17 protein-coding genes and 1 riboswitch are annotated in these 22993 nt (G+C 60.7%); of the genes, 15 read left to right on the forward strand and 2 right to left on the reverse strand.

The window, feature by feature from the left end:
* The first annotated feature begins 533 nt into the window (after nucleotides 1–533).
* From H8S55_RS08505 to ilvD, 7 genes are all read left to right on the forward strand, one after another.
* Nucleotides 534–1673, forward strand: a complete 1140-nt coding sequence (locus tag H8S55_RS08505) for an acyl-CoA dehydrogenase (RefSeq protein ID WP_147563469.1) — start codon at nucleotides 534–536, stop codon at nucleotides 1671–1673.
* A 511-nt stretch (nucleotides 1674–2184) separates the two neighbouring features.
* On the forward strand, nucleotides 2185–3663 hold the full coding sequence (locus H8S55_RS08510; RefSeq protein WP_186878629.1) for a YjiH family protein: 1479 nt from the start codon (nucleotides 2185–2187) through the stop codon (nucleotides 3661–3663).
* A 159-nt stretch (nucleotides 3664–3822) separates the two neighbouring features.
* Complete coding sequence (locus H8S55_RS08515; protein ID WP_186878630.1) at nucleotides 3823–5004, forward strand: CaiB/BaiF CoA transferase family protein; 1182 nt, start codon at nucleotides 3823–3825, stop codon at nucleotides 5002–5004.
* Nucleotides 5005–5077: 73 nt separating this feature from the next.
* A complete protein-coding gene (locus H8S55_RS08520) occupies nucleotides 5078–6214 on the forward strand; it encodes an acyl-CoA dehydrogenase family protein (RefSeq protein WP_186878631.1) in 1137 nt (378 codons plus the stop codon).
* Between the two features lie 159 nt (nucleotides 6215–6373).
* Complete coding sequence (locus tag H8S55_RS08525) at nucleotides 6374–7159, forward strand: electron transfer flavoprotein subunit beta/FixA family protein (protein ID WP_186878632.1); 786 nt, start codon at nucleotides 6374–6376, stop codon at nucleotides 7157–7159.
* 18 nt (nucleotides 7160–7177) lie between these two features.
* Nucleotides 7178–8167: an electron transfer flavoprotein subunit alpha/FixB family protein gene (locus tag H8S55_RS08530; RefSeq protein WP_186878633.1), complete on the forward strand. Its 990-nt coding sequence runs from the start codon at nucleotides 7178–7180 to the stop codon at nucleotides 8165–8167.
* Nucleotides 8168–8332: 165 nt separating this feature from the next.
* Nucleotides 8333–10018, forward strand: coding sequence for a dihydroxy-acid dehydratase (ilvD, locus tag H8S55_RS08535; protein WP_186878634.1), 1686 nt, complete (start codon nucleotides 8333–8335; stop codon nucleotides 10016–10018).
* A 120-nt stretch (nucleotides 10019–10138) separates the two neighbouring features.
* On the opposite strand, the gene H8S55_RS08540 is transcribed toward ilvD, so the two are convergent.
* Nucleotides 10139–13183 carry an ATP-binding protein gene (locus H8S55_RS08540; protein ID WP_186878635.1) on the reverse strand — a complete coding sequence of 1015 codons (3045 nt, stop codon included), beginning with the start codon at nucleotides 13181–13183 and terminating at the stop codon, nucleotides 10139–10141.
* Between the two features lie 429 nt (nucleotides 13184–13612).
* Here H8S55_RS08540 and H8S55_RS08545 point away from each other — a divergent pair, with 429 nt between their 5' ends.
* The gene (locus H8S55_RS08545; RefSeq protein WP_436233154.1) at nucleotides 13613–15280 is read left to right on the forward strand and encodes a formate--tetrahydrofolate ligase; all 1668 of its coding nucleotides are present in this window, start codon (nucleotides 13613–13615) and stop codon (nucleotides 15278–15280) included.
* Between the two features lie 121 nt (nucleotides 15281–15401).
* On the opposite strand, the gene H8S55_RS08550 is transcribed toward H8S55_RS08545, so the two are convergent.
* Nucleotides 15402–15839: an Lrp/AsnC family transcriptional regulator gene (locus H8S55_RS08550; RefSeq protein WP_147563454.1), complete on the reverse strand. Its 438-nt coding sequence runs from the start codon at nucleotides 15837–15839 to the stop codon at nucleotides 15402–15404.
* Nucleotides 15840–16010: 171 nt separating this feature from the next.
* On the opposite strand from H8S55_RS08550, the gene H8S55_RS08555 reads away from it, so the two are divergent.
* From H8S55_RS08555 to H8S55_RS08585, 7 genes are all read left to right on the forward strand, one after another.
* Nucleotides 16011–16898 carry a LysR family transcriptional regulator gene (locus H8S55_RS08555; RefSeq protein WP_147563453.1) on the forward strand — a complete coding sequence of 296 codons (888 nt, stop codon included), beginning with the start codon at nucleotides 16011–16013 and terminating at the stop codon, nucleotides 16896–16898.
* A gap of 69 nt (nucleotides 16899–16967) precedes the next feature.
* Nucleotides 16968–17885 (forward strand): glutamate formimidoyltransferase, encoded by a 918-nt coding sequence (gene ftcD, locus H8S55_RS08560; protein ID WP_186878636.1) that lies wholly within the window; start codon nucleotides 16968–16970, stop codon nucleotides 17883–17885.
* Nucleotides 17886–17918: 33 nt separating this feature from the next.
* Nucleotides 17919–18557 (forward strand): cyclodeaminase/cyclohydrolase family protein, encoded by a 639-nt coding sequence (locus H8S55_RS08565; protein ID WP_147563451.1) that lies wholly within the window; start codon nucleotides 17919–17921, stop codon nucleotides 18555–18557.
* Nucleotides 18558–18641: 84 nt separating this feature from the next.
* Nucleotides 18642–18736, forward strand: a riboswitch (THF riboswitch).
* Nucleotides 18737–18793: 57 nt separating this feature from the next.
* On the forward strand, nucleotides 18794–19354 hold the full coding sequence (locus H8S55_RS08570; RefSeq protein WP_186878637.1) for a folate family ECF transporter S component: 561 nt from the start codon (nucleotides 18794–18796) through the stop codon (nucleotides 19352–19354).
* 36 nt (nucleotides 19355–19390) lie between these two features.
* The gene (locus H8S55_RS08575) at nucleotides 19391–19990 is read left to right on the forward strand and encodes a HutD family protein (protein WP_186878638.1); all 600 of its coding nucleotides are present in this window, start codon (nucleotides 19391–19393) and stop codon (nucleotides 19988–19990) included.
* A gap of 329 nt (nucleotides 19991–20319) precedes the next feature.
* Nucleotides 20320–21189 carry a bifunctional 5,10-methylenetetrahydrofolate dehydrogenase/5,10-methenyltetrahydrofolate cyclohydrolase gene (locus H8S55_RS08580; RefSeq protein WP_186878639.1) on the forward strand — a complete coding sequence of 290 codons (870 nt, stop codon included), beginning with the start codon at nucleotides 20320–20322 and terminating at the stop codon, nucleotides 21187–21189.
* Between the two features lie 375 nt (nucleotides 21190–21564).
* On the forward strand, nucleotides 21565–22833 hold the full coding sequence (locus H8S55_RS08585) for a bifunctional folylpolyglutamate synthase/dihydrofolate synthase (RefSeq protein WP_186878640.1): 1269 nt from the start codon (nucleotides 21565–21567) through the stop codon (nucleotides 22831–22833).
* Nucleotides 22834–22993 lie beyond the last annotated feature (160 nt).

Below are 22993 nucleotides of genomic sequence, written 5' to 3' on the forward strand. Positions count from 1 at the left end.
ACAGGCTGTCCTATCCCTATATAAATGGGTTCAGGTCCGGTCAGACGGTGCGCCTGATGGGACACCTCCCCCCCTGGAAAATGGAAGCAAAGTCGGGCAAAAGCTGTGGAAAACACGGTGGAAAGTGGAGGAAAACTGAAATTAGGCTTTAAAAAAGAAAGGAAAAACGGGGTTTCAACCGCGATGGGAAAAATATTTTTAAAAAATTTATTTCAAGTATTTTGTGCCAAAATTAGGCGTTTTCATAAAAATTGTGCAGATTAGACGCAAGGAAACGGGAATCCATGTGCGCTTTTTCAGAAAACGCCCAAATTCATAGACGTTTCAAAGACGACAGGGGGACTATAATCTAGTCACGGTTGCGGGGCCGGACAGGTCCGACAATCTGTAACAAATGAAAAAGGCGGGGCGAAAGAGAAACAGCGAACTGTGAGATATCACAGAAAACCCCGCCTGATCGGCAAGCACCCAACGCATGAATGCGTTAAATAAAACATGAAATTATGATGGAAAAAAGAAAGGAATGGTTTAGCATGGATTTCGGCTTCAACGACGAGTATAAGATGATACAGAAGATGTATCGCGACTTCGCTGAGAAGGAGATCAAGCCCCTGGCGGAGGAGATCGACGAGAACGAGCGCTTCCCCAAGGAGAGCATCCAGAAGATGGCCGACAACGAGATGCTGGGCATTCCCTGGCCCGAGGAGTACGGCGGGTCTGAGGGCGACTACCTCTCCTATGTCATCGCCGTGGAAGAGCTGTCCAAGGTCTGCGCCTCCACCGGCGTGACCCTGTCCGCCCACACCTCCCTGGGTTCCGCCCCCATTTTTGACTGGGGTACCGAGGAGCAGAAGCAGAAGTACCTGGTCCCCCTGGCCAGCGGCGAGTGCCTGGGCGCTTTCGGCCTGACCGAGCCCAACGCCGGTACTGACGCTTCCCGTCAGAAGACCACCGCCGTGAAGCAGGGCGACCACTACGTCCTGAACGGCTCTAAGTGCTTCATCACCAACGCCGGTGAGGCCTCCACCTATGTGGTCATGGCCATGACCGACAAGGAGAAGGGCAACCACGGTATCTCCGCCTTCATCGTGGAGGACGGCTTCGAGGGCTTCTCCATCGGCAAGCACGAGAAGAAGATGGGTATCCGCGGCTCCGCCACCGCCAGCCTGGTCTTCGAGAACTGCATCGTTCCCGAGGAGAACCTGCTGGGCAAGGAGGGCGAAGGCTTTAAGATCGCCATGCACACCCTGGACGGCGGCCGTATCGGCATCGCGGCTCAGGCTCTGGGTATCGCCGAGGGCGCTCTGAACGAGGCCGTGGCCTATGTGAAGATGCGTGAGCAGTTCGGCAAGCCCCTGTCCGCTTTCCAGAACACCCAGTTCGTCATCGCCAGCCTGGCCAACCGCATCGAGGCCGCCAAGCTGCTGGTCTACCGCGCCGCCTGGGCCAAGGACAACCACCTGCCCTACTCCGTGGAGTCCGCCCACGCCAAGCTGTATGCCGCTGAGACCGCTATGTACGTCACCACCGAGTGCGTCCAGCTGCTGGGCGGCTATGGCTACACCCGCGAGTATCCCGTGGAGCGCATGATGCGCGACGCCAAGATCACCCAGATCTACGAGGGCACTTCCGAGGTCCAGCGGATGGTCATCTCCCGCTCCCTGCTGCGCTGAGAAAACGACAATTTCGCCAGCGTCTACATTGCGTCAAACCTATCTCTCTAGCGAATTAAAAAACGTCTAATAATTAGACGTTTAAAAGACGGTGCAAGGTATATAATCGTCTTGTTGATCCTGAGTTGAATGTTGGCGATTTGTTCCAAAAAAGTTCGTTCGCACTAGAGGCGTGAGAGTGTCCCCGGGAAACCGGGAACCCAGACCTTTCTCAAGCAAGAAAGTATCCGTTACCTGTACGAATCTTAAAAGCTCAGCAACCGTTTTCTCCTTCGGGAGGGGCCTGTACGGGCCCTTCCCGAAGGGGTGGCAGCACCACCTGCCAGAACAATCGAATACTTATTATTTTAAGATGACCTAGGGGTAATTCATTCCTGCTTGTTCAGCGCGCTAGTCTAAAAACGATCTAGCGAGGAACTGACCGCCGCGTCCAATGAGGGGCACAGCACCCGGCATACCTGTGTGTGTCCGGTGTTTCGCAGCCGCAATTTTGGAAGGAGGAAGGTTCTAAATGGAAGGCAAAGACACGAACGTAACCACCAAGGCAATGACTGCAGAGGAACTGGAAAGAAAGCTTTCAAAAGAGGTCGGTGTTGAAGTTGACTACAGCACCATCACCCCGGCAAACTTCATCAAGTTCCTGGTCTTCTCCGGCTTGGGCGTGTGGGTGTTCTTCATCAACACCACCATCGGCGGCAAGACCGGTACCCCCATGGTCCTCTTCATTGACTGGCTGAAGGCCACTCTGGGCAGCGTGAAAAACTGGATGACCCTGATCGTCTGTATCGCGCTGGCCGTCACCTTCACCATCGCCAAGGTCACGAAAAAAGGCCCCCTGGCCAAGTTCCACGAGAAGGACGGCATGGTAGACGGTGTTCTGTTCTATCTGGCCGCTATCTTCGCCATCGCCATTACCGCAATGCCCACCTCTGAGCACACCATCAGCGCCGGTGCCGCCGAGGGCGCACTGAACGCCACGTTCCTTCAGAAAGTGATGGACCCCGAGGTCGGTCCCATGGCCATCGGCCTGGCCGGCACCTGCTTGTTCACCGTGACCATCGCCGGCTGGCTGGTCAACCTGCTGATCGAGTTTGGTATCCTGGAGTTCATCGGCACCCTGATGGAGCCCATCATGCGCCGCGTATTCAAGATCCCCGGCCAGGCCGCCGTGGACGCTCTGTCCTCCTTCGTGGCTGCCCCCGCCGTGGGTGTTTATCTGACCAACCGCCTGTACAATGAGAACGTCTACACCGAGAAGGAAGCCTGCTGTATCTCCACCAACTTCTCTGTGGTGTCCCTGGGCTTCTTCGCCCTGCTGGTTTCCATCACCGGTACCGAGTATATGTACGGTCCCGCCGTGCTGTGCTCCCTGATCATTGTCTTTATCCTGGCCATCATCGTCATCCGCATCCCGCCCCTGTCCTGGAAGAAGGACGTGTACCGCAACGGCGTGGTCCAGACTCCCGAGCTGGCCCGTCCCGGCAAGTACACCATGGGCATCTTCAAGAAGGCCCTGGCCGCTGCTACTACCAAGGCCAAGAAGACCCAGTACTCCGTGTTCATCACCTCGATCCCCGATGTTCTGTCCTTTGCGCTGAAGATCGTGTCCTTCGTGATGTCCATCGCCACTGTGTCTCTGTTCCTGTGCTGGTACACCCCCATCTTCACCTGGATCGGCATGCCCATGATCCCCTATCTGCAGCTGTGCCAGATGCCCGACGCGGCGGTCATCGCCCCCGCCACTCTGGTTGGCTGCGCCGAGATCGCCCTGCCTGTTATGACCATCGCCGGTCAGCAGATCAGCGAGATGGCTATCTTCTTCGTTATCGTCCTGTCCACCGTGCAGATCATCTTCTTCACCGAGAGCGCCAACGCCATGATGAAGGCCGACATGGGCCTGAAGTTCGGCCAGCTGATCGTGATCTTCCTGATCCGCACCGTGATCGCTATCCCCATCGTCTCCGTGTTCGCCCACATCATCTACGGTTAACGGAAGCTGTACGGCTTTGACGGAAACCGAACCAGATGACCCGCCGAATGTGAGAAAACGCCTCCCCGCCGCTGAAATATGCGGCGGGGGGCGAGATCAAACAGCCGGCCGGAACGGGAACGCTTTTATCGAAACACTTTTCTTTTGGGAGGTAATATCGTGAAAAAAGCACTTGAGGGCGTGAGAGTCCTTGACTTTACCCAGGTGCTGGCCGGCCCGTTCTGTACCATGAACCTGGCCGACTTCGGCGCGGAAGTCATCAAGATCGAAAAGCCCGGCGTGGGCGACGGCAGCCGTATCTTTGGCCCCTTCAAAAATGGGCAGAGCGGCTACTACACCCTGGTCAACCGGGGCAAGAAGGGCATTGCCATCGACCTGAAAAAGGGCAAGGACCTGATTTATGATATGGTCAAGTCCTGCGACATCGTAGTGGAGAACTTCAAGCCCGGCGTGATGAAGAAACTGGGCTTCTCCTACGAGGATCTGAAGCAGATCAACCCCAAGATCATCTACTGCTCCATCTCCGGCTTCGGCCAGGACAGCCCCATGCGCGACCTGCCCGCCTATGACATCGTGGCCCAGGGCATGTCCGGCATGATGAGCATCACCGGCTATCCCGATACCCCTCCCGCCCGAGTAGGCGCTTCTCTGGGCGACGTGAGTGCCGGCCTGTACGCCGTCACCGGCATCCTGCTGGCCCTGTATAACCGGGAGCGCACCGGCGAAGGCCAGTATGTGGACGTGGCCCTGCTGGACAGCGTGTTCGCCTTTGTGGAGACCAACGTGGTCCGCCACACCATCGGCGGTATCCACCCCACCCGTGTGGGTGCCCGCCATCCCCTCAGCGCCCCCTTCGACATCTACATGTGCAAGGACACCTATGTGATCATTGCCGTGGCCAGCGACCATCACTTCGCCAAGCTGTGCGAGATGATCGGCCAGCCTGACCTCATCAAGGACCCCAAGTTTGATTCCGACCCCCACCGCTCCGCCAACGATGTGGAGCTCAAGGCCATCCTGGAGAAGTTCTTCAGCAACTACACCGCCGCCGAGGCGATGAAGATGATGCAGGACAACTCCATCCCCTGCGGCCCTCTGTGCACCGTGGACGAGGCCTGCGAGAACCCCAGCATCCTGGCCCGGAAGATGCTGGTGGAGATCGACCAGCCCGGCATGGGCAAGGTGAAGATCACCGGCAACCCCATGAAGCTGTCCGAGACCCCCGCCGACCCCTGCCACCCCGCCCCGGCCGTGGGCCAGGACAACGAGACCGTGCTCCGCGACATCTTTGGCTACAGCGACGAGCAGATCGCCAAGTGGAAAGAGGAGAAGGTCCTGTAATTCACTTTGTGCGCAATTAAAATGAACATATAAAACGAAACGAACAAAACAAAATTTTAGGAGGATATGACTTATGGAATTCAAATACACTGAGGACCAAATCGCCCTGCGCCGTGCCGTTCGTGAGTGGGCCCAGAGCTATCTGGCTCCCAAGGCCGAAGAGATCGACGTGAACAACCGCTTCCCCACCGAGACCATCGAGGCTCTGGGCGAGCAGGACCTGATGGGCCTGGCTTATCCTGAGGAGCTGGGCGGCGCCGGCTATGATGCCATCTCCGAGGCCATCGCCATGGAAGAGATCTCCGCCGCCTGTGCTGCCACCGGCTCCATCATCACCGGTCACTATCTGGGCTTCGACGCTCTGTATCTGGCTGGTACTCCCGAGCAGAAGGAGAAGTGGCTGCGGCCCGCTCTGGAGGGCGAGAAGTACGCCGCCTTCTGTCTGACCGAGCCCGCCGGCGGTTCCGACATGACCTCCAACAAGACCACCGCTGTGGAAGACGGCGATGACTATGTCATCAACGGCGTGAAGCACTTCATCACCGGCGGCGCTCACTGCGACTTCCTGTGCTGCTTCGCCATCACCAACAAGGAAGATCCCCGCCACGGCATGACCTGCTTCGTGGTCGAGAAGGGCACCCCCGGCATGAAGATCGCCTCTGAGGATAACAAGATGGGTATCCGCGGCGCCCGTACCGCTGAGATCGTCTTTGAGGACTGCCGTGTTCCCAAGGCCAACATGGTCGGCGAGCTGAACAAGGGCTATCGTCTGGCTCTGGACGTGGTGGACCGCGGCCGTATCGGCATCGCTGCTATGTCCGTCGGTATTGCCCAGGCCGCTCTGGACCTGGCCATCAAGTACGCCAAGGAGCGTGAGGTCTTCAAGCGCCCCATCGCCAAGTTCCAGGGCATCCAGTGGATGCTGGCCGATGCCGCCACTCAGGTCGAGGCCGCCCGTATGCTGACCTACTACGCCGCCGACCTGAAGGATCAGGGCGTGCCCTTCACCAAGCAGGCCGCCATGGCCAAGGTCTTCGCCGCTGAGGCCGCCCACAAGGTGGTCGACACCTCCCTGCAGATCCACGGCGGTTACGGCTACATGAAGGAGTACCCCATCGAGCGCATCTACCGCGACCAGCGCATCACCGAGCTGTTCGAGGGTACCTCTCAGGTCCAGCGCATCGTCATCGCCGGCCAGCTGCTGCACTGATTTGACGGCGCGAACTGCATAACATTTCGTAAAGCTTAGATAGCTGCATCTGCAAAACAATATGGGCAGATCTGGGTTTTACCTGGGTCTGCCCATATCTTATTAAAAATCTTTACTGCGAGACCGGTTTTCCGGTGTACGCTGATAGGAGGATAAAACATGAATATTCTGGTATGTGTCAAGCAGGTACCGGATAACGCCGTGGTGCCCACCCTGGACCCCGCCACCAACCGCGTTGTCACCCAGGGCGTGGAGACCATGGTCAGCCCCTTCGACCTGAACGCGGTGGAAGCCGGCCTGAAGCTGGCTGAGGAGCACGGCGGCGAGGTCACCGTGCTGAGCCTGGGCGACGATTCCTGCAAGACCTCTCTGCGCATTGCCCTGTCCATGGGCGCTGCCAAGGCCTATCTGGTCAGCGACCCCGCCCTGGAGGACTCCGACAGCTTTGCCGTGTCCTACACCCTGGCCAAGGCCATCCAGCACATCGGCCAGTTCGATGTCATCCTCTGCGGCAAGCAGGCCATCGACGACGACGCCGGCCAGGTCGGTGCCGGGATCGCCGAGCAGCTGGGCATCTCCCAGGTCTCCTATGTCAACGAGATCGTTGAGGTGGGCGACGGTGTGATGGCTGTCAAGCGCGTCACCCCCACCGGCGAAGAGGTGGTCCAGGCTCAGCTGCCCGTGCTGCTGACCTGCGAGAAGTCCCTGAACGAGCCCCGTTACCCCACCCTGAAGCGCACCCGTCAGGCCAACCGCATGGAGATCCCCGTGCTGGACTGCGCCGCCATCGGGGCCGACGTGAGCAAGGTGGGCAAGAACTCTCCCTCCGCCATCCTGAAGCTCTATGCCCCCGCTCCTCGTCAGAGCGGCGAGCTCATCAAGGGCGACGCGGAAGAGATCGGCAAGACTGCCGTCGAGAAGCTCGTTGAGCAGAAGATCGTCTGATAAGGGGGAAAGGTCATTATGAAGAATAACGTGTGGGTCTGCCTGGAGCAGAACGACGGTAAGATCGCCGGTGTCTCCTTCGAGATGCTCAGCGAGGCCAGAAAGCTGGCCGACCAGCTGTCCGGTAAGGTGGGCGCTGTCCTGATGGGCGCCGGCGTGAAGGAGCTGGCCAAGGAAGCGGTTGCCTATGGCGCGGACGAGGTCTATGTCTGCGACGATGAGCAGCTGAAGAACTATCGAACCGATGCTTACACCCGCGTCCTGGAGGACCTGGTGAAGGGCAAGGAACCCGGCATCCTGCTGCTGCCCGCCACCACCAATGGCCGTGACCTGGCCGGCCGCCTGGCCAGCCGTCTGGAGGCCGGTCTGGCCGCCGACTGCGTGGCCCTGCGCCTGGAGGACGGCCAGCTGGTGGCCACCCGTCCCATCTTCGGCGGCAACCTGATGGCCGACGTGGTCTTCAAGAAGGACCCCGCCATGTGCACCATCCGTCCCAACTCCCTGAACAAGGCCGACCCCGATGCCACCCGCGGCGGTGAGATCGTGGACGTGGCCGTGGTCAGCGAGGAGGACAAGATCCGTACCCAGGTCAAGGAGATCCTGGCCAAGGCGGCTGGCGAGATCAGCCTGACCGATGCTCAGATCATCGTCTCCGGCGGCCGCGGTCTGGGCGATGCCAGCGGCTTCGACCTGATCCGTGAGTTTGCCAAGGAGCTGGGCGCTGCCGTGGGTGCTTCCCGTGCCGCCGTTGATGCGGGCTGGATCCCCTACGAGCACCAGGTCGGCCAGACCGGCAAGACCGTCGGCCCCAAGCTGTACATCGCCTGCGGCATCTCCGGCGCTCTGCAGCACCTGGCCGGCATGAAGACCTCTGACGTCATTGTTGCCATCAACAAGGACGAGGAGGCCCCCATCTTCGGCGTTGCCAACTATGGCATCGTGGGCGACCTGTATAAGGTCATCCCCATCATGATCGAGGAGTATAAGAAGGTCGTGGCTTCCCGCTAAAGGGACCGCCCCCCTTTTGTTTGAATCGTCGGGCCGGCGCAGCTTTTGCTGCGCCGGCTTTTTTTGGCTGCGCCGCCCCAGCAGGACATTGACAGATGACGCCTTTCGCAGTATTCTAACTGTATACAGGACGGACATCCGCACAACGAACAGGAGGAGGATCATATGGCATATCCCAGCGAACAGATCTTTGGCCCGCAGGTGCGCTGCGCGCCCCAGCGCAGTCTGCTCAAGGCCATGGGTTATACGGATTTTGAACTGGAGGACCGGCCGCTCATCGGCATCGCCAGCTCCTGGAACACCATCTCTCCGGGGCACTATAACCTGAGCGAGCTGGCCGACTTTGTGCGCAAGGGCATTTATGCCGCCGGAGGCACGGCGGTGGACTTTGGGGTCATCGCCCCATGTGATGGCATCCCCGACGCCACCGAAGGGATGAAGTATATCCTGCCCAGCCGGGAGGTCATCTGCGATGCCATCGAGGTGCAGACCCGGACCTCGATGCTGGACGGTCTGGTGCTGCTGGGCTCCTGCGACAAGATCGTCCCGGGAATGCTTATGGCCGCCGCCCGGCTGAATCTGCCCGCCGTTATGGTGGTGGGCGGGCCTATGCCCGGGGGTGTGGTGTTCGATGGGCGCAAGTCGGACCAGACCTCCCTCGACGAGGCCCTGGGAATGCTGCAGGTGGGCAAGATCGAAGCGGAGGATGTCCAGAAGCTGGAGGATACCGCCTGCCCCTCCTGCGGTTCCTGCGCCTTTTTGGGCACGGCCAACACCATGGGCTGCGTGGCCGAGGCGCTGGGCCTGGGGCTGCCCGGCAGCGCCCTGGCCCCTGCCACCTATGCCCAGCGGCGGCAGCTGGCCTTTGAGTCTGGCCGGGCGGTGTGCGAGCTGGTCCGTCGGGGCATCCGGGCTCGGGATATCCTCACTCCGGCGGCCATCCAGAACGCCGTGCGGGTGGTTACCAGCGTTAGCGGCTCCACCAATGCGGTGCTCCACCTGTGCGCCCTGGCCCACGAGGCGGAGCTGGACCTGGATGTGATGGAGTGCTTCCGCTCCATGTATTTCACCACCCCCCAGCTGGCCCGGGTGAACCCGGCGGCCAGGTGGGATATGGAGGACTTCTTCCAGGCGGGGGGCATTCCCCGGGTGATGGACCATTTGGGCGAGCTGATTGACCGATCTGCCCTCACCTGCACGGGCAGGACGGTGGGAGAGAATCTGGCGGAGTATGTTTACCGCTACCCCGAGAATACAGAGATCATCCGCAACCGGCAGGAGCCTTTTGCCCCGGTGGGGGGCATTGCGGTGCTCCGGGGCAATCTGGCCCCCCGCACCGGCGTGACCAAGCCAGGGGCCTATCCCGAGACGCTGCACCACTTTGAGGGCCGGGCCCGGGTGTTCGATGGGGAGGAAGCCGCTGACCGGGCGATCTTAGCCGGGGAGATCCGGCCGGGGGACGTGCTGGTGGTGCGGTATGAGGGGCCCCGGGGCGGCCCGGGTATGCGGGAGATGTATAAGGCCATGAAGCTGCTCTACGGCATGGGCCTGGGGGGCTCCACGGCGGTGATCACCGACGGACGCTTCTCCGGCACCAACAACGGCTGCTTTGTGGGGCACATCTCCCCGGAGGCCGCCGAGGGCGGACCCATCGCCCTGGTAGAGGACGGGGATAAGATCGTCATCGACGTGCCCCGGGGCCGCATCGATGTGGACCTGACCCGGGAGGAGTTAGACCGCCGCCGGGCCAACTGGACCCCGCCCCAGCCGCCCCCCGTCCCAAGGGGCTACCTCCGCCGCTATGCCAGGGGAGCGACCTCGGCGGACCGGGGCGCGATTTTGGAGGATTGACCCGTTTTAAAATAACGAAACGTATTATCACCAGCAAATGAAACGAATCGGAATCAAAAATACCGCAAAAAGAGGCCGCGTCTCCTGTGAGATGCGGCCTCTTTCGGATCTGTTGTCGGCTTATTTGGTCAGCAGGGAGTGGGTGAGGAGCTTGACCTCGTACTGGTTGCAGTAGATGTTCAGCTGCTCCAGGGCCTGGCGGGAATAGGTCTCCACGCTGTCGGGCAGGCGGTCGCCCACGGCGGTCTTCCCCTCCGGGTCCAGGTCGCAGCGCTGGCGGAACACGGCCTCAGCAAAGAAGACCACGCCCAGGTCGTTGGGGTCCTTGATATAGCCCACGTTCTCCCGGGCGGTGGTGAGGTACTTCACGGCCTGGCCGTACTCCCCCTGGCGCAGCAGGGTGAGGGCCATATAGGAGTCCAGGACAGACCGCCGCCAGAAGGAGTCGAACTGGCCGTACAGGGCATAGGCCTTGTCGAAGAATTCCCGGGCCATGCTCAGGTCCTCCAGGTAATAGGCGGTCTTGCCGGCGTTGATATAGAAGTAGGACAGGCTGGCAAGGGCGTTTTTGCCCACGCACAGGGAGATGGCCTTTTGGAACAGCTCCAGGGCCTCCCGATAGGTGCCGTGGGCCAGACGGATCTCCCCGATGTAGTTATAGGCGGCGGCGATGTTGGTGGCATAGCGCTTGGCGATGGTCTCGGTGACGGCCAGGGTGTTGATGGACTCGGTGAGCAGCTTTTCGGCCTGGGTGTAGTTGCCCATCATATAGTGGCACAGACCCTTCAGGCGGAGGATGATGCCGATCTCCTTGTGATAGTTGCACCGCACCGCCAGATCCAGAGCCAGGCCCACATATTCCGCCATGTCCTTGGCGGAGTTGATCTGGAGGTAGTAGAGGATCATCTGCTTGTACCCCTCCAGCATATAGTCCCGGTTGCCCAGCTGCTTGGACTTGTCGATGACGTGGATGATGTCGTTCACCCCGTCGTCATAGCTGCCGTCCCGGATGAGGTAGCGGCCCCGGATGTAGAAGAACTCCAGCTCCAGCAGGTCCAGCTCGGTGGTGTTCCGGGAGCCGGCCCGGACCTTTTTGAAGCTGCTCTCCAGATTGCGGAACAGCTCGCCGATCTGGTCCCGGGACATATAGAGGTTGGCCCCCTCCTCCACGGCCACGTTATTCAGCACGGGGAACATCTCGTGGCTGAAATTCAGATAGTAGTTCAGGGTGTCGATCTGATATTTCAGGGCCTTTAAAAAGTCGCCGGAGGCGGAGAAGTGGTAGATGAGCTTGGAATAGAGCTTGGTGTCCCGCTTTTTCTCGTCCAAAGACTGCTCCAGCAGCTGGCCGATCTTCTGATGCAGGACTTTTTTTCGGGAGGCGGGCTGGCTCTGATAGACATATTCCCGCAGCTTGCCGTGGGTGAAGGAGAAAGCCCCGGCCCCCTCGCTCTCGTGCTCCTCCAGGATGTTCCGGTCCTTCAGCTGCTCCAGCAGGGAGAGGACCTGGTTCTCGTCCCGGTCGGTGAGGGCCAGAATGGTCTGCAGAGGCACAGCGTCATAGAAAAAGGAGAGCAGGTTCACCAGCTCCAGCTCCCCGGCGGAGAGATAGAGCAGGCGGGATTTCAGCGCCTCGATCATGGCGGGGCTCATCTCGTCCAGGTTCTGGTGGTTTTTCAGACGGTTAATATATTCCCCCAGGAAGAGGGGATTGCCCTCGGTGGCGTTATAGATGTGCTCCAACGTGTCGCCGGTGAGGTGTTCGCCGGGGACGGCCTCCTCGATAAAGTGGTGGCAGGCCTCGATGTTAAAGCGCTCCAGGGGGACAGATACCAGGCGGTGATAGCGGGAGAGGGTGGTAAGGGCATCGTCCAGAGCGCGGCTGCGTTCCTTGCCCCGGGTGGCCACCAACATGACCCGCAGGGGGTCGGTCTCCATAAGCACCGAGGTGAGCAGCCGCAGACTGTCCGGGTCCATCCACTGCAGGTCCTCGAACACCAGGACCACCTGGCTGTGGTCGGCCAGCTGTGTCAGGGCTTCCACCATGACGTGGACGATGGAGACGAAAGGCACCGGGTCCTTGCTGGACATGAACTGGCTGTTGGGCAGGTGGTCGTTGAAGTCGGGAAACACACGGGTCATCAGGTCGCGCCACAGGGTGGGGGGAAGGAGCTTCTCCTGCTGGATCTGACGGCTGATCTCCCGGGCGATGGCCCGCCAGGGGCGCAGGGGCATGTCCTGTTCGGTCTGGATGCAGTTGACCTCCAGTACCATCATGTTGTCCGTGGCCTCTTCCATCAGGCGGCGCTTGATGGTGGACTTGCCCACTCCGGGCTCGCCGGTGATGAGGATGGACTTGCCCACCTTCTTTTCCCGGAAGTCTTTAAACGTCTTCTCCAGGGTGGCCAGCTCGTTATAGCGGCCATAGAAAAATACATCGTCGTGGGTGCGCTTGCCCCCGTCAAAGTTGATCTGCTCCAGGGAATGCTCATAGATCTCTTTCGTCTTCTTGTCCGGGTCGATGCCCAGTTCACGCCGCAGCAGCTTGGACAGGTCGTAATAGGTCTCGATGACCTTGCTGTTGCGCCCGGTGTCCTGGTAGAAGCGCATGAGCAGGCGGAAATTCCGCTCGTCATACTCGTCCAGGTCGGTCAGGCGCTGGATCTGGTCCTCCACGTCGTCATAGTGCTTGTTCTGGATGTCCTCTTCGATCTTTTGATAGCACTCGGCAGCGAACTTCTCCTTATAGTAGTTGCGCATCTTTACGATCCAGTATTCGTAGGACTCCGCGTCCTTCAGGAAAAAGCCCTGGAGAAAGTCGCCGGTGTACAGCTGGATGTTCTCCCGTGGGGACTTGGAGAACTGGTCCACGTCGGACTCGATGTCCAGGTCTTCGTTTAAGATCAGAAAGGATTTTTTAGGAGAGATGATAATGTCCTCCCCCAGGGATTTCTTGGCCTGATAGATGGCGTTGCGCAGATTTTTTTTGGCGATTTTCTCGTCCTCGTCGGGCCACAGCAGCCCTACCACCTCGTCCCGGCTGACGACCTTGGAGACCAGGATATAATAGAGCAGGGCGTTGATCTTGGCGTAGGGGAGAAAGACGCTCTGTCCGTCCTTGGTGATCTTGGGGACGCCGAACAGCTTACAAACGATCTTACTCACTCAAGCACCTCCTAATATGGTATGCCGCAGCAAGAGCATGGTACAGAGACGCGGGGATGCGTCCGAGCGGACTGGAGCCGCATGGTGAATTTCCGTGGCGCAGACATCTGGCCGATTTATCTATTATACCGGAAAAGGCCGTCGCTTTCAATGCGGAAGAAGACAAATTTTCACAGGAGCGGCATTGGTAAAATGACGAAAATCGACCCACCGAAACTGGGAGAAAATGGGCTTGGCCGGGGCGGGTTTTCATGCCGTGAAACGAGGAAGGGGGCAATGAAAAAAATAAGAGAATCGAACTTAAAAAAGTAAAGACGCAGGGCTGAAAAAGACAACAAAATCTATTTACGAAATTGAGAGAATGCGGTACAATATGCCCATAAAGCGAACCCATACACATCGTAAAAATAACTAAGGAGGCTGTCAAACATGACCGATATCGAAATCGCCCAGGCGTCCAAAATGCTCCCCATTGAGGAAGTTGCTGCCAAGGTGGGCATCAAGCCCGAGCAGCTGGAGAACTATGGCCACTACAAGGCCAAGGTCGACATCCACGCCCTGAAGGACCTGCCCCGCAAGTCCAAGCTGGTGCTGGTGACCGCCATCAGCCCCACCCCCGCCGGCGAGGGCAAGACCACCACTTCCGTGGGTCTGGCCGACGCTCTGAACCAGCTGGGCAAGAAGACCATCGTCTGCCTGCGTGAGCCCTCTCTGGGCCCCGTGTTCGGCGTGAAGGGCGGCGCTGCCGGCGGCGGCTACGCTCAGGTCGTCCCCATGGAGGACATCAACCTGCACTTCACCGGCGACTTCAACGCCATCGGCATCGCCAACAACCTGATGTCCGCTCTGATCGACAACCACATCCAGCAGGGCAACGCTCTGGACATCGACGTGCGCAACATCCCCTGGAAGCGCGTTGTTGATATGAACGACCGTCAGCTGCGTCACATCGTGTGCGGTCTGGGCGGCAAGGCCTCCGGCGTGCCCCGTGAGGACGGCTTCGACATCGTTGTTGCCTCCGAGATCATGGCCGTTCTGTGCCTGGCCACCGACCTGGCCGACATGAAGGCCCGCCTGGCCAAGATGGTCGTGGCTTACAGCCGTTCCGGCCAGCCCATCACCGCTCACGACCTGAAGGCCGAGGGCGCCATGGCTGCCGTTCTGAAGGACGCCATCAAGCCCAACATGGTCCAGACTCTGGAGCACACCCCCGCTTTCATCCACGGCGGCCCCTTCGCCAACATCGCCCACGGCTGTAACTCCATCCAGGCCACCGAGACCGCTATGAAGCTGGCCGACTACACCGTCACCGAGGCCGGCTTCGCTGCTGACCTGGGCGCCGAGAAGTTCCTGGACATCAAGTGCCGCGCCGGCGGGTTCCACCCCGATGCCGTGGTCATCGTTGCCACCGTCCGCGCCCTGAAGTATCACGGCGGCGTGCCCAAGACCGAGCTGAACCACGAGAACCTGGAGGCTCTGGAGAAGGGTCTGCCCAACCTGCTGCAGCACGTTGACAACGTGAAGAACGTCTATGGCCTGCCCTGCGTGGTCGCCATCAACGCCTTCCCCACCGACACCAAGGCCGAGCTGGACCTGGTCGAGGCCAAGTGCAAGGAGCAGGGCGTGAACGTCCGCCTGTCCGAGGTCTGGGCCAAGGGCGGCGAGGGCGGCAAGGCCCTGGCCGAGGAGGTCATCCGTCTGGCCGAGGATACCACCAACGATCACTTCCAGTACGTCTATGACCTGGAGGACTCCATCGAGGAGAAGCTGAACAAGATCGCCACCAAGGTCTACCGCGCTGACGGCGTGGTGCTGGCCGGCGATGCCAAGAAGCAGGCCAAGCAGCTGGCCGAGCTGGGCTTCGACAAGATGCCCATCTGCATGGCCAAGACTCAGTTCTCCTTCTCTGACGATCAGACCAAGCTGGGCGCTCCCCGCGGCTTCAAGATCACCGTCCGCGAGATCAAGGTCAACGCCGGCGCCGGCTTCCTGGTTGCCAAGACCGGCAACATCATGACCATGCCCGGCCTGCCCAAGGTGCCCGCCTCCGAGCGCATCGACATCGACGCCGACGGCAAGATCACCGGCCTGTTCTAATCTAGGACCCATATAAGAGTTCCCCCTCTTTCTGTATCCGACCCAAGCGAAAAAGAGGAAGAGCCGCATGGCCCTTCGGCCATGCGGCTCTTCTTCTGAACAGAAAATACAAAAAGAGGATTTATTCCGGCATGGGAATGTCCTTGGATTCAAAATAGGTCTTCAGCTCCACAGAGGTCTGGGAGTCGCCGTACCGCTTGATGGCGGACAGCAGCTCGTCCAGCTCCCGGGTGCCCCGAACGGCGAAGCGCAGCAGGGCATTGAACACGCCGATGACATGATAGTGGCTGATGATACCGGGATCGTTCCGGCAGAATTCGCAGAAGCTGTTGTACTTTTCCGGCTCCAGGGCCACCAGAATGAATCCGGTCATTCCGCTGTCCAGACGGGCGCGGTCAATGTCGATGCGAAAGTCGCGGATCACGCCCTTTTCTTCCATGCGGCGCACCCGCTCGGAAACGGCGGGGGCGGTCAGGCCCACCTGGTCGCCGATACATTTGAGTGTCGCCCGGCAGTCGGCCTGCAAAATGTTTAAAATCTGATAATCTGTCCGGTCCATACCGGTCACTCCTTTATCCAAAGTCTGCTCGGCCGCCAAAACAGGGCCGGGCCGTTGCCGCGCCTGCGCTGTCAACCGATTTTTTCAATTTACAGTTGTATTTTATCGAAAAGCTAGTATAATTGAAAATACTTGTATTATATAATAGAGATACAAAAAAGGTATGACGGTATGAATTTCAAGCAGTTGGAATACTTCGTCGCCGTGGCAGAGGCCAAAAGCATCTCCAAGGCGGCGCGCAAACTACACGTGGCTCAGCCCCCCATCAGCCGGCAGATCGCCATGCTGGAGGACGAGCTGAAGGTGTGCCTGTTTCTGCGCACCAACAAGGGCGTGGAGCTCACCGAGGCCGGACGGAGCCTGTATCAGCAGAGCCAGCACATGTTCCAGAACTTCCGCATGATGGTGGACAGCGTAAGGGACGTGGATGCCGGCGTGCGGGGACTGTTGAAGGTGGGCGTTGTCTACTCCAACACCCCTGTCGTGCTGAACTATCTGAAAGCCTATCACAAGGAATATCCCCAGGTAGAGCTTTATATCCGGGTGGGGGCCCCCGGCGACCTGCTGGACGACCTGAACCGGGGCGACCTGCATGTGCTCTTTCTCCGCACCCCCACCGAGGGCAGCTCGGACTTCCACGAGAAGATCCTGGGCGAGGACCCGCTGGAGCTGGTCATGTGCCCGGAGCTGGACCCGGCCCCGGACCAGGACAGCATCCCCATCGAGCTGTTGAAGGATGTGCCCATGTGTCTTTTGCGCAGCGACGATCTGTGGGGCTATAGCAGCCACCTGATCAACGAGTGCCAGCGCAAGGGCTTTACCCCCAACACGGTGTGTCAGTGCTATGACACGCCCATGACCATGCAGCTGGTCCAGGCGGGCTTTGGCATCAGCTATCTGCCCCGGTCCATCGTAGAGACCCATCCGGGCTCTAACATCTATTCCAAGCCCTTGGTCGGGCTGCCCGCCAAATCTTATCCCACGCTGCTGTGGAGCAGCAACATTTACTACGCAAACTGCGTAAAGCGTTTCATTTCCATGTTCGGCTATCCCACATAATGCCGGGATGCCGCCGGACATGGTTGAGAAATATCCAAATTGTTATTATGAATTATGGAGGAATTTATCATGGCTAGACTGGTAGAGTGTATCCCTAACTTCAGCTGCAGCAAGGAGAAGGACGAGGCCACTTACAACGCCCTCGTGGAGACCGCCAAGAGCGTGCCCGGCTGCACCCTGTTCGATGCCCAGACCGACGGCAACCACAACCGCTGCGTGTTCACCCTGATCGGCTCCCCCGAGGCCATCGAGGAGGTCGCCTTCCAGCTGACCAAGGTCGCCACCGAGCGCATCGACATGAACCACCACAAGGGCGAGCACAAGCGCATGGGCGCCACCGACGTGATCCCCCTGGTCCCCCAGTCCAAGGACGTGACCGTTGAGGAGTGCGTGGAGATGTCCAAGCGCCTGGGCCAGCGTATCTGGGACGAGCTGAAGGTCCCCTCCTTCCTGTATGAGGACTCCGCCACCCGTCCTGAGCGCCGCAACCTGGCTACCTGCCGCAAGGGCGAGTTCGAGGGCATGCCCGAGAAGCTGCTGCAGCCTGACTGGGCTCCCGACTTCGGCGAGCGCAAGATCCACCCCACTGCCGGCATCGTGGCCATCGGTGCCCGTATGCCCCTGGTCGCCTTCAACGTGAACCTGGCCACCTCCGACGTGGAGATCGCCAAGAAGATCGCCAAGGTCATCCGTGGTTCCTCCGGCGGCTTCCGCAGCTGCAAGGCCATGGGCTTCATGATGGAGGACCGCGGCATCGCTCAGGTCTCCATGAACATGGTCAACTATGAGGACACCCCCCTGTACGTCGCCTATGAGATGATCAAGGCCCTGGCCGAGCGCTACGGCACCTATGTTCTGGACAGCGAGATCGTCGGCCTGACCCCTGCCAAGGCCATGATCGACTGCGCCGAGTTCTATCTGAAGGCCCGTGACTTCGACTGCCACAACCAGATCATGGAGTATCACCTGCTGGACATGCAGGGTTGAGCCTGACCGGGATAAATAAAGGAGAATATAACGATGAAGAAGTTAGCCGAACTGACCACTGCCGAGTTTGTTGACCTGCTGGCCTCTGACGCTCCCGCCCCCGGCGGCGGCTCCGCCGCTGCCCTGGAGGGTGCTCTGGGTGCCGCCCTGTCCGCCATGGTCTGCGGTCTGACCACCGTGGGCAAGAGCAAGGAGAAGTACGCCGACTATCAGGAGTTCGTCATCGAGAGCCAGAAGAAGCTGACCGAGCTGAAGGTCGCCTTCGTGGACGTGATGGATCGGGACACCGAGGCTTTCAACGTTGTCAGCGCCGCCTTTGGCATGCCCAAGGCCACCGACGAGGAGAAGGCCGCCCGCTCCGCCGCCATCCAGAAGGGCCTGGAGGGCTGCACCGCCACTCCCTTTGAGATGATGGAGCTGTCCTGCAAGGCTCTGGAGATGACCCACGAGCTGCTGGGCAAGACCAACGACAGCGCTGCCAGCGACCTGGGCGTGGCCGCCCTGTCCCTGCGCGCCGGCATCCAGGGTGCCTGGCTGAACGTGCTGATCAACATCGGCAGCCTGAAGAACAAGGATCTGGCCGCCGACTACAAGAAGAAGGGCGAGGAGATGCTGGCCAAGGCTCTGCCCCTGGCTGACAAGATCTACGAGAACGTCCTGGCTCAGATGTAATTTTTTCCACAACGGGTCAGCCGGGCTTTGCCCGGCTGACCTTGTTGCGCCTAAAAACCAAAGACTGATTGACACAGACCGATTGACAGAGTAGACTTAAGCGCGTCAAGTGCCGCCGGATGGGAGGTCGCCGGCGGACGAAGGGAGCGTCCCGCGTCGCTAAAGCCGCATCCGCTGCCATGGAGGACCCAGCTCCTTTCATGGCAACACGCCGTGAAAGGAGCATTCTGCTTTTTATGAGTTCCAAAGAAAAAACCATGTTTCTGTGCCGTCTGGCCCTGCTGACTGCGGCCTATTTCGTGCTGAGCATCACCCTGACCGTGAAGACCCCCTATCTGGAGATCACCTTCAAGTCCCTGCCCGTGGTGGTGGGTGCCCTGATGTTCGGCCCGGTGGGCGGCGGTCTGGTGGCCCTGTTCGGCGAGCTGCTTGCCCAGATGATGGGCCCCTATGGCCTGATGCCCACCACCGTGCTGTGGCTGCTGCCTCCCCTGACCCGGGGCCTGCTGCTGGGCGCAGTGGCCGCCGCCTTCTCCAAGCGGGGCAGCCATCTGGAGAAGCGGCCTTTGATGTGCTATGGGGTCTGTCTGGGGGCGTCCATCGTCACCAGCTGCGTGACCACCGTATGCCTGTGGCTGGACAGCCTGATCTATCACTACTATAACTTCGCCCTGATCTTTGGCAGTGCCCTGGTGCGTTTCGGCAAAGAGATCGTGGTCACTGCGGTGGTCACCTCCCTGGCCATCCCCATGGTGCGGCTGCTGCGGCGTATGGGTCGGGTAAGTCAGCCCGCCTGATGCCGGCCGGGGCGCAGAAGGAAAGGAAGTATCTTTATGGAATGGAAGCTGTTGACCCAAGCCGATCAGGTGACCACCACCTGGTCCGGCGGAACCACCACCCAGCTGGCCATCGCGCCCGAGGGCGCGGTGTATGCTGACCGGGATTTCCTGTGGCGGCTGAGCTCCGCCAAGGTGGAGCTGGAGCACTCTGACTTCACTCCCCTGCCCGACTATAACCGCCTGATCTCTGTGCTCCACGGCGAGCTGGATATGAAGATCGGTGACGGGGAGCGCTTTGGCCTGGAGCCCTTCACCCTGCGCTCCTTCGACGGCGGCGTGCCCGTGGAGTCCTGGGGCATGTGCACCGACTATAACCTGATGGTCCGCAAGGACAAGTGCCAGGGCATTGCCCAGTCCGTGGCCCTGAGCGACGGGGCCGCCTGCCGCTGGACTGCGCCCCTGGCCGCCCCCCAGGAGGGGACGGCCTGCACCCTGGCCCTCTACTGCGTCAAGGGCGGCGTGAGCCTGCCCCAGGCCGGTGTGGAGGCCAAGGAGGGCCAGCTGCTGCTGTGCCGCCGGGCCGACGAGGGCGCCGTGGAGCTGCGTGCCCACGGGGACACCGTGGTCATGGCTGCGGCCATCTATACGCGGTAAAGTTTTGATTTTCGCCTTCCCCCTCCCAGGGGGCCGATTCCCCTTGTCAAGGGGAAATGTCCCGAATGGACAAAAGGGATAGGGAAGGTGGCATGGCGCAGCCATGACGGATGAGGGTGAGTTTCGGAAACGCGGTGGTCATCGTGGGCGGACACGGAGGTCCGCCCCTACAAGATCCATCGTAATACGCCGTAGGGGCGGGCCTCTGTGCCCGCCCGTCGATGGCGTATGCACCCCCGTGGTCCCCCTCATCCGCCCCTTCGGGGCACCTTCCCCCCAGAGTGGGGAAGGCGAATGAACTGACAGAGAACACACTAGGAGGAACGCACATGGCCATATTGATGCCCGGGGGCCCGGTGGGCAAGGCGCTGAGTGAAAAGACCGCGCAGAATGCAGCCCGTCTGAAAGAGATGGGCGTGACGGCCACCCTGGAGGTCATCCGGGTGGGCCAGCGGCCGGAGGATATGGCCTATGAGCGGGCGGCGGTGAAGCGGGCCCAGGCCGTGGGCGTTCAGGTGCGCCACACCCTGCTGCCCGCCGATGCCCGGCCTGAGGAGCTGGTGGCCGCCCTGCAGCGGGTGAACGAGGACGATGCCGTCCACGGCTGCCTGCTGTTTCGCCCCCTGCCCGGGCAGCTGTCCGCCCCCGGACTCACCGAGACCCTGCGCCCGGAAAAGGACGTGGACGGCATGACCGCTGCGGGCATGGGCGGACTGATGACGGTGGAGCGCAACGGGTTCGCCCCCTGTACCGCCGCCGCCTGCATGGAGATGCTCCGCCACTATCACATCCCCCTGCGGGGGAAGAACGTCACCGTGGTGGGCACCGGGCGCACCGTGGGTATGCCGCTGCTGCTGCTGCTCATCCAGGAGGATGCCACCGTATCTGCCTGCCACCTCCAGACCCCGCCGGAGCGGCGGATGGAGCTGTGCCGCACGGCGGACATCATCATCTCTGCCGCCGGGTCTGCCGGGGTCATCGACCGGGCACACCTGGGCCGGGGCCAGACCATTGTGGATATCGGCCTGAGCCCCGGGCCGGACGGCGAATTGCTGGGGGACGTGGATTTTGATGCCGCCGAGTCTCTGGCCGCCGCCCTCACCCCCAAGAAGGGCGGCGTGGGTGCCGTGACCACGGCGGTGCTCATGGCGCACACCGTGGAGGCGGCCATGCGCAAGTGCGGGCTGGAAGAAGTTTAAATTCTGTGTCATTGCCAGGCCGATTCCCCTTATCAAGGGGAAATGTCCCGAAGGGACAAAAGGGATAGGGAGGCCCAACGGGCCGACGCGGCAATCCGTAACCCCCGTCTCTTGGCCCCCTTGTGAAAGGGGGCTGTCAGCGAAGCTGACTGAGGGATTCCGGTTTCAGGATAGCTTTCCTGTGGTCGGAATCCTTCCGTCACGGGCTGTGCCCGTGCCACCTCCCTTTGACAAGGGAGGCTGTTGGACGGGGATACTGCAGGTGCTGCGCCGACGGCGGGCCGCTGAGGACAGCGGCCCCTACGGACGAGAAGACAAACTTTTGTGCAATGACAAAACACGCTGAAACACTTTGTTTGAGAGGAGGTGCGGTGGATGACGGGACAGGAAGCGGTGGAACGGATCCACCAGGAGGCTTGGATCGGACGGGAGCCCGGACTGAGCCGGATCACAAAACTGCTGAGCATGGTGGGAGACCCCCACAAGGAGTTAAAGTTCGTTCATATCACCGGGACCAACGGAAAGGGGTCCACTGCATCTATGACCGCCTCTATCCTGGCGGCGGCCGGACTGCGGGTGGGCCTTTATACCTCGCCCCACCTGTGGCGCTTTCACGAGCGCTTTCAGGTGTGCGGCCGTCCCATCCCAGACGAGGCCCTGGGCCGCATCGGGGAGCGGGTCATTTTAGCCGGGCGGCAGATGGACGACCCCGCCACTGAGTTCGAGCTGATGACCGCCCTGGGCATGCTCTATTTCCGGGAGGCCCAGTGTGACCTGGTGGTGCTGGAGGTGGGCCTGGGCGGACGGCTGGACTCCACCAATGTGATCCCCGCGCCGGAGGTGGCGGTGATCACCAACATCGGCCTGGAGCATGTGGAGCAGCTGGGGGATACCCACGCCAAGATCGCCGGAGAGAAGGCGGGCATCATCAAGCCCGGCTGCGACACCGTGCTGTATCACCAGCGCCGGGATGTGGAGGAGGTCGTCACCGATGCCTGCCGCCATGCGGGCAGCCCCATGACCGTCACCGACCCGGACAGCCTTGAGGTGCTGTCCACCGGACGGGACGGACAGAACTTTATGTACCGGGGGGAGGGCCCCTATCACATCAACCTGCTGGGCCACTATCAGCTCAGCAACGCCCTCACCGCCCTGGACATCGCCGCCGTGCTCCGCCGCCGGGGCTGGCCCATTTCCCGGGAAGCGGTGATGCAGGGCATGCGGGAGGCCGTGTGGCCCGCCCGTATGGAGCTGGCCCGCCGCAGCCCGGACGTGATATTGGACGGCGGCCACAATCCCCAGTGCATGGGAGCTATCCGCCAGGCCCTGGAGGAGCTGTATCCCGGCAAGAAAATTTTGTTCCTGGTGGGCGTGCTGGAGGATAAGGACTATCACGCCATGGTGGGACAGCTGCTGCCCCTGGCGCGGGCGTTCATCACCATCACCCCGGACAGCCAGCGGGCCCTTCAGGCCCAGGCGCTGGCCGACTACCTCCGGGGGGAGGGGGCCGAGGCCCACTCCTGCGAGACGGTGGAGCAGGGTATGGAGAAGGCCCTGTCCATGGCCGGACCGGAGGACGTGGTGTGCGTGTGCGGCTCCCTGTACATGATCGGCGAGGCCCGCCACGTGCTGGGGCTGTGCTGATAGCCTGAAAACGAGAAGAGAAGAGAGACAGGGGACCCGCCGGGAATGGTCGGTGTTCATAAGGCAGCGAACAGCCACAGCAGTGCAAACTGCTGTGGCTGTTCTTGTAGTTTATCCGGTCATATGATAATATGGAGCCGAACAGACCTGCAAATCAGAG

This window comes from Flintibacter faecis, from assembly GCF_014287875.1.
GTDB lineage: Bacteria > Bacillota > Clostridia > Oscillospirales > Oscillospiraceae > Lawsonibacter > Lawsonibacter faecis_A.

What these genes read in the sequence shown, in the direction of transcription:
- ftcD (WP_186878636.1), top strand. Translation starts at nt 16,968, where the DNA reads ATGGCTAGACTGGTAGAGTGTATCCCTAACTTCAGCTGCAGCAAGGAG.
- H8S55_RS08570 (WP_186878637.1), top strand. Translation starts at nt 18,794, where the DNA reads ATGAGTTCCAAAGAAAAAACCATGTTTCTGTGCCGTCTGGCCCTGCTG.
- ilvD (WP_186878634.1), top strand. Translation starts at nt 8,333, where the DNA reads ATGGCATATCCCAGCGAACAGATCTTTGGCCCGCAGGTGCGCTGCGCG.
- H8S55_RS08555 (WP_147563453.1), top strand. Translation starts at nt 16,011, where the DNA reads ATGAATTTCAAGCAGTTGGAATACTTCGTCGCCGTGGCAGAGGCCAAA.
- H8S55_RS08565 (WP_147563451.1), top strand. Translation starts at nt 17,919, where the DNA reads ATGAAGAAGTTAGCCGAACTGACCACTGCCGAGTTTGTTGACCTGCTG.
- H8S55_RS08585 (WP_186878640.1), top strand. Translation starts at nt 21,565, where the DNA reads ATGACGGGACAGGAAGCGGTGGAACGGATCCACCAGGAGGCTTGGATC.
- H8S55_RS08550 (WP_147563454.1), bottom strand. Translation starts at nt 15,839, where the DNA reads ATGGACCGGACAGATTATCAGATTTTAAACATTTTGCAGGCCGACTGC.
- H8S55_RS08545 (WP_436233154.1), top strand. Translation starts at nt 13,613, where the DNA reads ATGACCGATATCGAAATCGCCCAGGCGTCCAAAATGCTCCCCATTGAG.
- H8S55_RS08575 (WP_186878638.1), top strand. Translation starts at nt 19,391, where the DNA reads ATGGAATGGAAGCTGTTGACCCAAGCCGATCAGGTGACCACCACCTGG.
- H8S55_RS08520 (WP_186878631.1), top strand. Translation starts at nt 5,078, where the DNA reads ATGGAATTCAAATACACTGAGGACCAAATCGCCCTGCGCCGTGCCGTT.
- H8S55_RS08510 (WP_186878629.1), top strand. Translation starts at nt 2,185, where the DNA reads ATGGAAGGCAAAGACACGAACGTAACCACCAAGGCAATGACTGCAGAG.
- H8S55_RS08525 (WP_186878632.1), top strand. Translation starts at nt 6,374, where the DNA reads ATGAATATTCTGGTATGTGTCAAGCAGGTACCGGATAACGCCGTGGTG.
- H8S55_RS08505 (WP_147563469.1), top strand. Translation starts at nt 534, where the DNA reads ATGGATTTCGGCTTCAACGACGAGTATAAGATGATACAGAAGATGTAT.
- H8S55_RS08530 (WP_186878633.1), top strand. Translation starts at nt 7,178, where the DNA reads ATGAAGAATAACGTGTGGGTCTGCCTGGAGCAGAACGACGGTAAGATC.
- H8S55_RS08580 (WP_186878639.1), top strand. Translation starts at nt 20,320, where the DNA reads ATGGCCATATTGATGCCCGGGGGCCCGGTGGGCAAGGCGCTGAGTGAA.